The sequence below is a fragment of the Enterovirga aerilata genome (assembly GCF_013044135.1).
Classification (GTDB): Bacteria; Pseudomonadota; Alphaproteobacteria; order Rhizobiales; family Beijerinckiaceae; genus Enterovirga; species Enterovirga aerilata.
The window spans coordinates 78,821-91,757 of the sequence record NZ_JABEPP010000001.1 but is presented as its reverse complement, the minus strand read 5'-3'; the positions used below and the strand labels follow the sequence as shown (position 1 = coordinate 91,757).

Sequence of the window (12,937 nt, the reverse complement as noted above, 5' to 3'; positions counted from 1 at the left end):
AGCCTGGATGTCCCGGCCATGCTGGCGATCATTGGTCGCTTCGCGCGGAGCCCGCGGCCGGACACATCCGGAATGCAACCCGAGTACGACCTGCGACGCAAGCCTAGCGGGGGATTGCAGGGTCGGAAATTAACCAGACGTTAAGCCTGAGCTGGACCCGCTGGCGGTCTGCAGCTTAGCTCGGCGCATGGGCCCGGCGGAACACGAAACCTATGCGCTCGAAGGCGCGGGCAGTCCCGATCCGCTCGGCTGGAAGCTCGCGATGGCGCTCTGCAACCTGCTGATCGCCCTGACGCTTCTGGGTTTCGTGGGCTATCTGGCCATAGAGACGCGCAGCCTCGAGCTGTTCTGACCCTAGCGGCAGCGGGTATAGGTCTGGGTTCCCCGCTCGCTCGACCAGGTCAGCCTGTTGCCGGCCAGGACAAGGCGGACATGCGCGTCCCAGCGCTCGGTCGCATCGGCGCAGGCCGCCGTCACGGACCAGCGGTTTCCGTCCTGCGCCGTCCGGCGGAAGCTGCATGAGGCGCCACCCGCCTTCGCGCCGCGTTCGTCGATGAGAAGCGGGAGATAGGCGCTGCGCCCCTTGCGGTCGGAACAGGCGGAAGGGTGGGACGCCCACCTGCCCGCGACCGACGCGAAGGTCAGCGGCGCGGGCGCCGATGCCGCAACTAGCACCGCCAAGCCGGCCGGGTTCCGGCCCTCGATCGCGACCGGCTGGTCGACGAGGCTCGCGTGCTCGAAGAGAAGACGCGGCGGCTCCGTGTCCGCGCCGGCCGCCGGTTCTTCGGCCTGCGGCAGGGCCGGAACCGCCATTTCCGGACTGAGAGCAGCCGTCTCGACAGTCGGCTCGGCCTTCAGCGGCGTCGACCAGATATCGGGGGCCTGCCCCCCTTCCAGGATGGCCGGCGCGATCGTCATGACCCGGTCGGCCGGAAGCGGAAGCCTAGCGGTGGCCGGCGCCATGGCCTGCGCAGGCGCCACCTCGAGCGCGGGCGACGGCGAGGATCCCGTACGGCGGCCCTCGTCGGGCGTGAGGAAGATCAGGGCGAGCGCGGCGCAGACGAGGAGGGACGAGCTACCGCCGAAGACGGCCCGCCGCGCGCGGATGCGCCTCGCCCTCGCCAGGGGGTACTCGAACTCACGCATACGCCCGCATCCAGGCCGCCGCCCGGACCCATCTCCACAAAGCTGTGGTTAACAGAGCGTAGTTGAGATCGTCTCCCGAGACAAGGATTGACACATCCCGACAAAGACAGGCGATTCGGCCGCCTGCGCGATCAGGCCGGAGCTGCCGCGTCCCGCAAGGCTTTCTGCAGCTTGGCCATTCCGCCGATCCAGCGATCGTAGTTCTCGGCCTTCCGCCGCATGTACTCGGCGACCTGCGGGTGGGGCAGGATGAGGAAGCGCTCCGCCTCGATCCCAGCCAGGGCGGCAGCCGCGACCTCCTCGGTGCTCAGCACCCCGTCGTCGCGCTGAGGTCCGGCGGGAAGCGCCCGCAGCATCGGCGTGTCGACCCCCTGCGGGCACAGGATGGAGACGCGGATGCCGTGCGCCCGGTGCGCGATGGCGAGGCTCTCTGCGAAGCCCACGGCGGCGTGCTTGCTCGTCGAGTAGATGGCGCTTCCGACTTGGGAGAGCAGCCCTGCCGCCGAGATCGTCTGGAGAAAGTAGCCGCCGCCCCGCGCCCGCATGAGCGGCACGAGGATGCGGGCCGCACGGACATGCGCCATGACGTTTACGGCAAAGCCCCGCTCCCACTCGCTGTCGGGCGCGGCCGCCACGTTCTCGGCGATCGGATCGAAGCCGGGCGCGATCCCGGCATTGGAGCAGAAGAGGTCGATCGCGCCGATGTCGCGCTCGGTTTCCTCGATGAGTTGCCGAAGCTCGGCCTCGCGGGAAACGTCGCAGCGGAAGGCGCGGCCGGAAATCTCCGCCGCGACGGCCTCCGCCCCGGCCCCGTCGAGATCGGCCACAACCACCGCCCTGGCGCCGGCCTGGTGGAAGCACTCGCAGAGGGCACGGCCGATGCCGTTCGCTCCGCCCGTCACGACGACGACCCGCCCCGCGATCTCCAAGCGCTCTCCTCCCGCTCTCGGCTGCGTCTAGGCCGATTCGACGTTCAGGGCAGCCATTCGGGACAGCAACGCTAGAAGTCGGCAATGCCGGCTCGGTCAGGAGGCGGTGGGGGTGGCTTCGGCGAAACGCCGTTGCGGTCGCCGGCCGCGACCCTGACGCGTGGTGCCTGCTGCGGGCTTTCGGAACCGTCGGATGGGACGGCCGGACTGGCCCGATATCGATCTCGAATTCCGACGGAGGGCAGGCCGGCGGCCGGCGTTTCGGGAATTTGCTTTCGCTCGGACGACCGGCGTCCTCCTTAGTGGCGAAAGCTACCGCCCCTGCTTCGGGCGGCCTATGCCCGGCCGTCTGTGACCTTCAGCGAAGGGCGAGCTGGAAGCCGGCCCTGCCGAAGCCCTGCTCGACGATCCGGGCCGAACCCGGGATCAGTGCCGATGCGGCCGCGGGCGATCCGCCGGTGCCGTAGCCGAGGCTCGCGAAGACGAAGACCGACATGGCATCCGGCCCGGAGGATTCTGCCGCCGCTTCGGCCGGGCGGAGCCCGGCGACCAGCACCGGCGGTAGCGGCGGGGCCTTGCGGGCCGGGATGACCGTGATCTCGCGCCCGGCCAAGGCAAGCGCCTCAGGCCGCGACACCATGCCGAGCCTGGGCGAGCCCATCCGGGCGAGGGAGGCGAAGCTCGGATGCGTGCCGCCGTCCGAATAGGTCGTGCGGATCGCCGCGATCCCATCGGCGATCAGGGTCTCGATCTTGCGGCTCTCCTCGGCGAGCCGTGCCTGGGCCAGCGCCTCCCGCTCGGGATTCCGGAACGGCCCGAAGACGTAGCGTCCTCCCGCGACGGACACGGACGGCTCCTCGGCCGTGGCCTCGAAGCGGTCGTAGCCCTCCTTCAGCATGCGCCAGAAGCCGATATGCGGCTCGGTCCGGTGGCGGGCCATGTTCTGCGCCGTCATACGGAACGGATAGGCATGGAACTGGAACGCCGCCTGCCCGCCCGCAAAGGCCTCGCGCGCCAGCGCGAAGAGCTCGCCGACCTGGGCATCCGTCATGGCGTAGCAGCCCATCGACGAGCAGGTGCCATGGACCATGAGCGCCGAGCCCGTCGCGCCGCGCGCCCGGTCGTAGGCGTTGGGGAAGCCGGTGTCGAAGGAGAGATGATAGGCCGAGTTCGGATTCATCTGGCGCGGGGTGATCGTGTAGAATCCCTCGGGCGCCTGACGGTCGCCGACCCGCATCTTCGGCCCGAGCTGGCCGGACCAGCGGCAGATCGGGAAGGTCTTGAGCAGGACGTAGCGGCCGTCGCGCGCCTGCTTCCACACCTCGAGCTCGGATTCCTTCTTGAACACCCGCATCAGGATCGGGGCGCCGGGCGAGGTGTTCTTCGCAGCCATCAGGGCCACGGTCGCGGCCGGGATCGGTGCAAGATGTTTGGGCTGGGCCGCAGCCGGCGGAGCCAAGGCGGCCGCTATCGCGAAGGCGGCCGCGCACAGAACCTTCCGCGTCGCCTCTCGCGCCATGCAGCACCCGCCCCCGAATCGCGCCTGCGCAGCTTATGGCGCAAGCGTTACCCGCTTCCGAAGCGCATTGCACCGAAATGAGGCGGGATCGGGGTCGGTCGGGTGGCCCCGCCCAGGCGACGGGGCGGGGCCGGAAGCTTCGAGACCTCAGTCGATGATCTGCACCACCCGGCGGGTGCCGGGGTCGACCAGCACGGTCCGATCGTTCACGACCGTGTAGCGGTAGCCTTTGACGCCGTACTCGGCCGGGACTTCGTAATAGGTCACGCCCGAGGCGGGTAGCGTCGCGCCGACCCGGATCTCCTCGCGATAACTGTACGACGGACGGCCCTCTCGCACGACATATTCGCGGAAGCGCGGGCGCTGCTCGTCGGCGATGCCGCCGGCGATCGCGCCGACGCCGGCGCCCACGGCCGCGCCGACCGGCCCTCCGACCACCGCCCCGGTGACCGCGCCGGTGGTCGCGCCGGCCGCGGCCCCGCTCTGGGCCTGAGCGGCGACAGGGGTCAGCACGAGCGCAGCCGCGAGCAGAGTGTGATGTACCTTCATGGAGTACCTCCTGTGATGAGCCGACAATTCGGCGGCCTTCGCACAGGTTCCGTCAGCGAATCCGGCGAGATTCAACCTGAATGACCATTCATCTGGAGTATGTCGAAATACTGTCTGCATTTCCATCAGATGAATACTTTATGAATAAGGCCCACGACCCGGAACGCTCGTGGTCAGGCGAGCGGGCGGGTGACGTTGCCGAGCCAGGCCCGGGTCTCTTCATCCAGAATCGGCGCGAGTTCCCGCCGGACCCGCGCATGGTAGGCATCGATCCAGGCGATCTCCGCCTCGGATAGCAGGCGCGGCTCGATGAGCGCCCGGTCGATCGGCGCGAGCGTCAGCGTCTCGAAGCCGAGCATGGGGCGCTCGCCGCCCGGCACCTCTCGCCCCTCTACCAGGATCAGGTTCTCGATCCGGATCCCGTAGCCGCCGGTCTTGTAGTAGCCGGGCTCGTTGGACAGGATCATGCCCGGTTCCAGCGTCGTGTGCCCGAGCTTGGAGATGCGCTGCGGACCCTCGTGCACGGACAGGTAGGCCCCGACTCCGTGGCCCGTGCCGTGATCGAAATCGAGCCCCGCCTCCCAGAGCGGTCGGCGCGCGAAGGCGTCGAGCTGCGCGCCCGAGGTGCCCTTCGGGAACAGCGCCGTCGCGATCGCGATATGCCCCTTCAGCACGCGCGTGAACCGGTCCCGCATCTCGGCCGTGGGTTCGCCGATCGCGACCGTGCGGGTGATGTCGGTCGTACCCTCCTCGTACTGGGCGCCTGAATCGCACAGATAGAGCTCGCCGGGCGCGAGGCGGCGGTCCGTGCTGCGGGTGACGCGGTAATGGACGATCGCGCCGTTCGGACCCGAGCCGGAGATGGTGGGGAAGGAGACGTCCTTCAGGGCGCCGGTCTCCGCCCGGAACGATTCCAGCTTCTCCGCCGCGCCGATCTCGGAGACGCGGCCGCTCCGCGCCTCGCGCTCGATCCAATGGAGGAAGCGCGTCACGGCCGCCCCGTCCCGCAGATGCGCGGTCCGGGTGCCCGCGATCTCGGCGGGGTTCTTGACCGCCTTCATCAGGGTGATCGGGTCCGACCCGATGTCGGGGAAGCCCCCGGCCTCCCGCAGCCGCTCGACCAGGGCGGAGGCCGCGGTCGCCTGGTCGAAGCGCACGGTCGCGCCGGCTGCACCGAGCTTCTCCAGGCTCGGGCCGAGCGTCTCCGGCGGGGCCAGGTCCGCAAGCCGGCCGAGCACGTCACCCCCCTCGTTGCTGAGCTTGGCTGGATCGAGGAACAGAATCGGCCGCCCCTCCGCCGGCACGACCGCGTAGCCGAGCGCCAGCGGCGTATGCGCCACGTCGCCGCCGCGCAGGTTGAAGGCCCAGGCGAGGTTATGCGGGTCCGAGACGACGAGCGCCTGGACGCGCTCCCTATCGAGCTTCTCCCGCACCCGGCCGAGCTTCGCCTCCGCGCTCTCGCCGGCGAGTTCCGGGGCGCGGATCGTGACCGGGGCGCGCGGCGGCGCCGGGCGGTCGGCCCAGATCGCGTCGATCGGGTTGCCGTCGGTCGCGACCAGGCGGCCGGCCGCCTTCCGGAGCGCCTCGACGCCCTTTGCGGTGTGCAGCCACGGATCGTAGCCGAGCACGCCGCCCTGGCCGAGCTGGGCCTCGATCCAGGCCTCGGCGGAGGTCTCCGCCAGCGGAACGATCTCGATCAGGCTCGTGTCGACCTGCGCGGCCGCCTGCAGCGTGTAGCGGCCGTCGACCACGAGAGCCGCCTTCCCGGCAAGGATCACGGCGGTCCCCGCGGATCCGGTGAAGCCGGTCAGCCAGGACAGGCGCTCGGCATTGGCCGGCACGTATTCCGACTGGTGCTCGTCGGCGCGGGGCACGACGAAGCCGTCCAGGCCCCGTCGGGCGAGCTCCGCCCGGAGCAGCGGGATCCGCATGGTGCCTTGGGACGGATCGGCGAGATCCTCGAAGCTTTGGAACAGTGCCACTTATGCGCCCTTAGGTCTGACGGGAGGCAGGGGCTGCGCGAGACGGCCTCTCACCGGGTCAGCGGGCTTGGCGCCGCGCCGCGGCGGCGGAGGACGAGCGTCGCCCAGCCCTCCAGCACGGAGCGCGACCGCAGGTGGAGATGCTGGGCGGCATAGGCGGCAAGCACGCCCGGCACGTCACGCACGAGAAGCCCGGAGAGGATGAGCGTGCCGTCGGCGGAGAGCACGCGCGCGATCGACGGCGCGAGGCGGCGCAGCGGCCCGGCCAGGATGTTCGCGGTCACGAGATCGAAACGGCCGCGCCGGTCCGCGAGCGGGTGCTTCACGCCCGGCGCCACGTAGAAGGAGAGGTGGGGCGCGATCCCGTTCAGCCGCGCATTCCCGCGCGCGACCCGGATGGCCTCCGGGTCGATGTCGCCCGCCACCACGCGCCCCTTCAGCGCCTTGGCGGCCGCGAAGGCGAGGATCCCGGTCCCCGTGCCCACATCGAGCATGGCGCGCGGGCGGCGGCGCTTCAGCTCGGCCGCGAGGGCCAGGAGGCAGCCACGCGTCGTGCCGTGATGCCCGGTCCCGAAGGCGAGCGCCGCCTCGATCTCGATGGCAAGATCGTTCGGCCGTACGGCGGGGCGGTCATGCGCGCCGTGGACCAGGAAGCGCCAGGCCCGCACCGGCTTGAGCCCTTCCAGCGAGGCCTTCACCCAGTCCTTGCGGCCGAGCGTGTCGAAGGTCGCGCTCTCGACGGCGTCGCCCACGACCGGGCGCGCGAGGTCCCGGATCGCGTCCTCGTCCGGCGGCTCGGCGAAGTAGGCCTCCAGCAGCCAGGTCCTGCCGTCCTCCGTCTCGAAGGCCGCGACCGCCGTCTCGGCCGGGTCGAACACCTCGCCGAGGAGTTCCGTCAGCGCCTTGGCCCGGCGCTCGTCGGTGACGAGCCGCATGACGCGGGTCGGCTGGTGCGGGGGAAGGCCCTCGAGCATGGCGGCGCCTTACCATTGCGACCCGGGCCGGGCCAGACACCCGCGCGCTTGCATGACGGCGGAAACGGCACCACTTCAACACGAACATTGGTCGCCTTGCCGTCTTTGCGGCACAAAGCCGTTCCGAAGCGGCGCGTTCTCGGCTATGAGCGCGCCTCAGCGCATCGCGGCGGGCGCAGTCAGGACAAGGTAGCTTATGGCGAAAGAGGAATTGATCCAGTTCGAGGGCCTCGTGCTCGAGGCTCTGCCCGACACGCGCTTCCGCGTTCAGCTGGACAGCGGACACGAGATCATCGCGTATACCGCGGGCAAGATGAAGAAGAACCGGATCAAGACGCTTGCCGGCGACCGCGTGACTGTCGAGATGTCGCCTTACGATCTGGACAAGGGACGCCTGATCTTCCGCCACAAGGACGCCGGCCCGACCGCGCCCCGGCCCGGCCAGCGGCCGCAGTTCCGCCGCCGCTGAGTTGCCGGGGTCGCCCGGCGCGACCCTGTCCCGCCTTCCCTTTCGCGACACGCGTTCTCATGTCCGTCCCGAGCAGGACGGAATGATGATCGCGCCTTCGATACAGCACCATGCTTCTCCCCGGCCGGTCCGGGTCGCACCGCCCCACGATGCGCTGCCGGCCCTGAAGCTGCTGCGGACGGTGATCCGCAATCCGATCGAGGTCTGGCCGCAGGCGGTCTACGAGGAGCCGCTCTATCGCCGCCGGCTGCTCAGTCGCGACACGGTCTTCGTCATGGACCCGGATCTCGTCCGGACGGTGCTCGTCGACGAGGCGGCAAAGTTCACCAAGTCCGAAGCGATGCTGCGATCGCTGGAACCTGCGCTCGGGGAGGGTTTGCTGACCGCCGACGGCGAGCGCTGGCGATGGCAGCGCAGGGCGGCGGCACCCATCTTCCGGCACGAGCGCATCCTCGGCTTCGTCGGCGAGATGATCGCGGCCGCCGAGCGCCGGCGGGACGCCTGGCTGTCCATCGCGGGCGGCACGGTCGATGTCGCGCACGAGATGATGCACACGACCTTCGACATCATCGTGGAGACGATGCTGTCGGGCCGCGCCGGCATCGACGCTGGCCGCGTGGAGCGCGGCATCACCGACTATCTCGAATCCACCAGCTGGACCGTGGCGCTCGCGCTGCTGCGCGCGCCGCGCTGGGTACCCTATCCCGGCCGCGGGCGGGCGGAACGGGCGCGCGACTACCTGCGCGAGGAAGTTCTGCGGATCGTGGCTGCCCGGCGCCATTCAGGCGAACGGCGGTCGGACCTGATCGGGCTTCTGCTGGAGGCACGCGATCCGGAGACCGACCGCGCCATGAGCGACCAGGATCTCGCGGACAACCTCCTGACCTTCATCACGGCCGGGCACGAAACGACCGCGCTTGCGCTCACCTGGACCTTCTATCTGCTCGACCTTCACCCCGAGATCGCGGACAGGGTCGTCGCGGAGGTCGCGACGGTGACTGCCGGCGGTCCGCTGCGGCCGGAACATGTCGAACAGCTCGCCTATACGCGCCAAGTGCTGCAGGAGGCGATGCGGCTCTACCCGCCGGCTCCGATCGTGGTGCGCGCGGCGCAGGAGGATCTTGTACTCGCCGGTGAGCGTATCCCGGCGGGCACTTCGGTCTATGTCCCGGTCTACGCCATCCACCGCCATGTCCGGCTCTGGGACGAGCCGGATCGCTTCGATCCCGAACGCTTCGTGCCCTCGGTCGTGAAGGCGCGGCACCGCTACGCCTACCTGCCCTTCGGGGCCGGCCCGCGCATCTGCATCGGCATGAGCTTCGCCCTGCTGGAAGCTGCCGCGATCCTCGCGGTTCTGCTGCCGGTGGTGCGCCTGTCCCGGGCGAGCGGGCGCGACCCAGACCTCAAGCTCCGCATCACGCTGCGTCCCGGGACCGGGCTGCCGATGCGCGTCGCGCGCCGGCAGGGCCGAGGCGGCTGATGGTGCGGTCGTCCGCGGGCGTCATTCCTGCCCGCCCACGAGCCGGAACCAGCCCTCCTCGTCCATGACCTGCAGGCCGAGCTCGGCCGCCTTCTTCAGCTTCGAGCCGGCCCCCGGGCCGGCCACGACGATATCCGTCTTCGCCGAGACGGAGCCCGCGACCTTGGCCCCGAGCCGCTCGGCCATGGTCTTCGCCTCCTCGCGCGTGATCCGCTCCAGCGATCCGGTGAAGACCACGGTCTTACCGGCGACCGGACTGTCGCTCGACACGGCTTCCAGGGGCACGGGGGTCACCTGGGCAAGAAGCTCGTCGAGCATTTCCTCGTTGTGCGCCTCGCGGAAGAAGTCGACGAGCGCCTCCGCCACGACCTCCCCCACCCCGCCGATGGCAGTGAGTTCAGCCATCGCCTCGGCATCCCCGGCGGCGGCGCGACGGCCGACCTCTCGCAACGCCTCGAAGCTGCCGAAATGGCGCGCGAGGAGCCGGGCATTGGTCTCGCCGACATGGCGGATGCCGAGAGCGAAGATGAAGCGGTCGAGGCCGATGCGGCGCCGCGCCTCGATCGCGGCGAAGAGGTTCTGCGCGCTCGTGCGGCCCCACCCTTCCCGATTCTCGAGCTTGGTCAGGCTGCGCCGGTCCCGCTCGGCGAGGGTGAAGATGTCGCCCGGGCGCGTGACGAGGCCCTCGCGGTAGAACTCGTCGATGCGCTGGCCCCCGAGCCCCTCGATGTCGAAGGCGTTGCGCGACACGAAGTGCTTCAGCCGTTCCACAGCCTGCGCCGGGCAGACGAGCCCGCCCGTGCAGCGGCGGACCGCATCGAGCCGGCCCGTCCGCGGATTGGTTTCGCGGACGGCGCTCGAGCCGCAGGCCGGGCAGGTGATCGGGAACTCGTAGGGCCTCGAGCCCTCCGGCCGCTTGTCGAGATCGACCCCGAGCACCTGGGGAATGACATCGCCGGCCCGCTGGATGGTGACCGTGTCGCCGACCCGCACGTCCTTGCGGAGGATCTCCTCCTCGTTGTGAAGCGTCGCGTTCGAGACCACGACCCCGCCGACCGTGACGGGGCGGAGCTTCGCCACGGGCGTGAGCGCGCCGGTGCGGCCGACCTGGATCTCGATCGCGTCCACGATCGTGGTCGCCTTCTCGGCCGAGAACTTGTGCGCCAGCGCCCAGCGCGGCTCGCGCGACACCGCGCCGAGCCGCTCCTGAAGGGCGATGTCGTCGACCTTGTAGACGACGCCGTCGATGTCGTAGCCGAGCGTCGCGCGCTCAGCCTCGATCAGCCGGTACTGCTCCAGCATCTCACCGGGGGTGCGGCAGAGCCGCATGAGCGGATTGGTGCGGAAGCCGAGCTCGGCCAGGGCCGCGATCATCCCGCTCTGGGTGCGCGCAGGCATCGCGCTGACCTCGCCCCAGCCATAGGCGAGGAAGCGGAGCGGGCGCGAGGCCGTCACGCTCGGATCGAGCTGGCGCAGGCTGCCGGCGGCGCCGTTGCGTGGATTGGCGATGGGCGGCTTGCCGGCGGCGACCTGGCGCTCGTTGATGAGCGCGAAATCGGCATGCGTCAGGTAGATCTCGCCCCGGACCTCGAAGACAGCCGGCGGGCTTGCGGCCTTCAGCCGATGGGGGATGTCCTTGACGGTCCGGGCGTTCGGGGTGACGTCCTCGCCCTCGGTCCCGTCGCCGCGCGTCGTCGCAGCGACGAGCTCGCCCGCCTCGTAGCGCAGGCTTAGCGACAGCCCGTCGACCTTCGGCTCGGCCGTGAAGTCCAGCGGCGCATCCTCGGCGAGGCGCAGGAAGCGGCGCACGCGCGCGACGAATTCCGCAACTTCCTCGTCCGTATAGGCCTTTCCGAGCGACAGCATCGGCACGGCATGCCGACGCTTGGCGAATTTCTCGGACGGAGCGGCGCCGACGGTGCGCGTCAGGCTCCCGCCATCGGCGAACTGGGGAAACCGCGCCTCGATCGCTTCATAGCGGAGGCGGAGCGCATCGTAGTCCGCGTCCGTGATCGTCGGCGCATCGTCCTGGTAGTAGCGGCGGTCATGCGCGGCGATCTCCTCGCCGAGACGCCGATATTCGCGGGCCGCCTCTCCGGCTCCGAGCTCTTCGACAGGGATTTCGGAGACGCGACGCCTGGCCATTGCGCGGCTCTAGCCGGAAAGGCTCGGCCGACCAACGCGTCGCTTGTGGCCGGCCGCGGGCGATGCCGCGGCGGCGGCGGCCGCCTCGATCAGCTTGTGCGCCGCCGCGCGCGCCTCGTCCGTGACGGAGGCGCCGGCCAGCATGCGGGCGATCTCCTCGCGGCGATGCGTGGGAGCGAGCGCCGCGACCCGCGTCGCGACCCGCTCGCTCTCGGGAACCGGCTCCTTCACGATCAGGAAGTGGCTGGAGGCGCGCGCCGCCACCTGCGGAGCATGCGTCACGGCCATGACCTGGACCCGCTCGGCGAGCCGCGCCAGCCGCTGTCCGATCGCGTCGGACACGGCGCCGCCCACCCCCGTATCGACCTCGTCGAAGACGAGGGTCGGTGCCGAGCCGCGATCGGCGAGCACGACCTTCAGGGCCAGGATGAAGCGCGAGAGCTCGCCTCCGGACGCGACCTTCATGACCGGTCCCGGCCGGGTGCCGGGATTCGTCTGGGCCCAGAACTCGACGCGGTCGTAGCCGGCGGAATCGCGGGATGAAGCATCCGTCTCGACCTTGGTGATGAACCGGGCGCGCTCCAGCTTGAGCGGCGCGAGTTCGCGCGCGACGGCGTCGTCGAGCGCGGCCGCCGCCGCGTGGCGGCCCTCCGACAGCGCCTGGGCCGCCGCCGCATAGGCGCGGTCCGCCTCGGCAAGCTGCCGGCGCAGCCGGGTGAGCTCTTCCTCGCCGGCATCGATCGCCGCGAGATCGGCCGCGAAGCGCTCACGCAGAGCCGGCAGCTCGTCGGCGGGAACGGAGAATTTGCGGGAGGCTGCGCGGAGCTTGAACAGACGCTCCTCCGTGCGCTCCAGCTCGCCGGGATCGAACTCCGTCGCCCGGATGGTCTCCTCGATCGCAGTCCGTGCCTCGTCGAGCGCGAGAAGGACGGCATTCAGGGCCGCGATCGAAGGGTCGAGCAGGGTCCCGAGCTGGCCGCTGCGCCGCTCGAACTTGCGCAGGACGGCGGAGATCGCCGGCACGGGCGATGCGCTGCCGGCAACCGTCTCCAGCGCGCCCGTGAGATCGGCCGCGATCTTCTCCGACTGCATCATCACCTGCCGCCGCTCGGTCAGGCTCTCCTCCTCGCCGGGCTGCGGGTCGAGCTCGGTCAGCTCCGCATGGGCGTGGGACAGGTACTCGGCCTCGCGCCGGATCGCGTCGAGGCGGGATTCGTGCGCGGCGACCTCGCTGCGCAGCTCGCGAAGGCGGCGGGCCGCATCCGCAACCTGGCGGGCCTGTCCCTGCAGGCCCGCATAGGCGTCCAGGATGTCGCGGTGGGTCGCCGGATCGACCATGGCGCGGTCGTCGTGCTGGCCGTGGATTTCGACGAGGGTCGCGCCGATCGCGCGCAGCGCCTGGACGCTCACCGGCTGGTCGTTGATCAGCGCCCGCGTGCGCCCGTCGGCGAACTGAATGCGGCGGAGGATCAGGTCGCCGTCGGCGTCGATCTCGGCAAGGCGGGCGAGAGCGCGCGCGGGATGGTCCGCCGGGACGTCGAATACGGCCGTGACCTGGCCGCGGGCCTCGCCCTGGCGGACGAGCGCGCCGTCGCCGCGCCCGCCGAGCGCCAGCGACACGGCATCGAGCAGGATCGACTTGCCCGCACCGGTCTCGCCGGTCAGCACGGAGAGGCCGGCCGGAAACCGGAGATCCAGCCGGTCGATCAGGACGATGTCCCGGATCAGGAGCTCCGCGAGCATG

At 70.6% G+C, this 12,937-nt stretch carries 11 protein-coding genes; 3 read left to right on the top strand and 8 right to left on the bottom strand.

Translation table 11 applies throughout. The annotated features are described in order from the left end of the window. Positions 1–187: 187 nt before the first annotated feature. Positions 188–352, top strand: coding sequence for a hypothetical protein (locus HJG44_RS00425; protein ID WP_171216391.1), 165 nt, complete (start codon positions 188–190; stop codon positions 350–352). Between the two features lie 2 nt (positions 353–354). On the opposite strand, the gene HJG44_RS00420 is transcribed toward HJG44_RS00425, so the two are convergent. The 6 genes from HJG44_RS00420 to HJG44_RS00395 form a co-directional block, all read right to left on the bottom strand. Next, the gene (locus HJG44_RS00420) at positions 355–1,146 is read right to left on the bottom strand and encodes a hypothetical protein (protein ID WP_171216390.1); all 792 of its coding nucleotides are present in this window, start codon (positions 1,144–1,146) and stop codon (positions 355–357) included. Between the two features lie 131 nt (positions 1,147–1,277). After that, a complete protein-coding gene (locus tag HJG44_RS00415) occupies positions 1,278–2,075 on the bottom strand; it encodes an SDR family oxidoreductase (RefSeq protein ID WP_171216389.1) in 798 nt (265 codons plus the stop codon). A gap of 358 nt (positions 2,076–2,433) precedes the next feature. Then, the gene (locus HJG44_RS00410) at positions 2,434–3,594 is read right to left on the bottom strand and encodes a L,D-transpeptidase family protein (RefSeq protein ID WP_246735980.1); all 1,161 of its coding nucleotides are present in this window, start codon (positions 3,592–3,594) and stop codon (positions 2,434–2,436) included. 147 nt (positions 3,595–3,741) lie between these two features. Then, the gene (locus HJG44_RS00405; protein WP_171216388.1) at positions 3,742–4,143 is read right to left on the bottom strand and encodes a DUF1236 domain-containing protein; all 402 of its coding nucleotides are present in this window, start codon (positions 4,141–4,143) and stop codon (positions 3,742–3,744) included. Between the two features lie 173 nt (positions 4,144–4,316). Then, a complete protein-coding gene (locus HJG44_RS00400) occupies positions 4,317–6,074 on the bottom strand; it encodes an aminopeptidase P family protein (RefSeq protein WP_171217224.1) in 1,758 nt (585 codons plus the stop codon). A 101-nt stretch (positions 6,075–6,175) separates the two neighbouring features. Next, the gene (locus tag HJG44_RS00395; RefSeq protein WP_171216387.1) at positions 6,176–7,099 is read right to left on the bottom strand and encodes a 50S ribosomal protein L11 methyltransferase; all 924 of its coding nucleotides are present in this window, start codon (positions 7,097–7,099) and stop codon (positions 6,176–6,178) included. Positions 7,100–7,295: 196 nt separating this feature from the next. On the opposite strand from HJG44_RS00395, the gene infA reads away from it, so the two are divergent. Both infA and HJG44_RS00385 read left to right on the top strand, forming a co-directional pair. Next, the gene (gene infA, locus HJG44_RS00390; protein ID WP_171216386.1) at positions 7,296–7,568 is read left to right on the top strand and encodes a translation initiation factor IF-1; all 273 of its coding nucleotides are present in this window, start codon (positions 7,296–7,298) and stop codon (positions 7,566–7,568) included. An 85-nt stretch (positions 7,569–7,653) separates the two neighbouring features. Further along, positions 7,654–9,048, top strand: a complete 1,395-nt coding sequence (locus HJG44_RS00385) for a cytochrome P450 (protein ID WP_171217223.1) — start codon at positions 7,654–7,656, stop codon at positions 9,046–9,048. Positions 9,049–9,069: 21 nt separating this feature from the next. Here the strand turns inward: HJG44_RS00385 and ligA are convergent, their stop codons facing one another. Together ligA and recN are read right to left on the bottom strand one after the other, a co-directional pair. Next, complete coding sequence (gene ligA / locus HJG44_RS00380) at positions 9,070–11,193, bottom strand: NAD-dependent DNA ligase LigA (RefSeq protein ID WP_171216385.1); 2,124 nt, start codon at positions 11,191–11,193, stop codon at positions 9,070–9,072. Positions 11,194–11,202: 9 nt separating this feature from the next. Then, a complete protein-coding gene (recN, locus tag HJG44_RS00375) occupies positions 11,203–12,936 on the bottom strand; it encodes a DNA repair protein RecN (RefSeq protein ID WP_171216384.1) in 1,734 nt (577 codons plus the stop codon). Between the last annotated feature and the right edge of the window lies 1 nt (position 12,937).

Excerpts from the sequence above, each read along its gene's own strand:
- HJG44_RS00425 (WP_171216391.1), top strand. The coding sequence starts at position 188 with ATGGGCCCGGCGGAACACGAAACCTATGCGCTCGAAGGCGCGGGCAGT.
- HJG44_RS00420 (WP_171216390.1), bottom strand. The coding sequence starts at position 1,146 with ATGCGTGAGTTCGAGTACCCCCTGGCGAGGGCGAGGCGCATCCGCGCG.
- HJG44_RS00410 (WP_246735980.1), bottom strand. The coding sequence starts at position 3,594 with ATGGCGCGAGAGGCGACGCGGAAGGTTCTGTGCGCGGCCGCCTTCGCG.
- HJG44_RS00405 (WP_171216388.1), bottom strand. The coding sequence starts at position 4,143 with ATGAAGGTACATCACACTCTGCTCGCGGCTGCGCTCGTGCTGACCCCT.
- HJG44_RS00400 (WP_171217224.1), bottom strand. The coding sequence starts at position 6,074 with ATGCGGATCCCGCTGCTCCGGGCGGAGCTCGCCCGACGGGGCCTGGAC.
- HJG44_RS00395 (WP_171216387.1), bottom strand. The coding sequence starts at position 7,099 with ATGCTCGAGGGCCTTCCCCCGCACCAGCCGACCCGCGTCATGCGGCTC.
- infA (WP_171216386.1), top strand. The coding sequence starts at position 7,296 with ATGGCGAAAGAGGAATTGATCCAGTTCGAGGGCCTCGTGCTCGAGGCT.
- HJG44_RS00385 (WP_171217223.1), top strand. The coding sequence starts at position 7,654 with ATGATCGCGCCTTCGATACAGCACCATGCTTCTCCCCGGCCGGTCCGG.
- ligA (WP_171216385.1), bottom strand. The coding sequence starts at position 11,193 with ATGGCCAGGCGTCGCGTCTCCGAAATCCCTGTCGAAGAGCTCGGAGCC.
- recN (WP_171216384.1), bottom strand. The coding sequence starts at position 12,936 with ATGCTCGCGGAGCTCCTGATCCGGGACATCGTCCTGATCGACCGGCTG.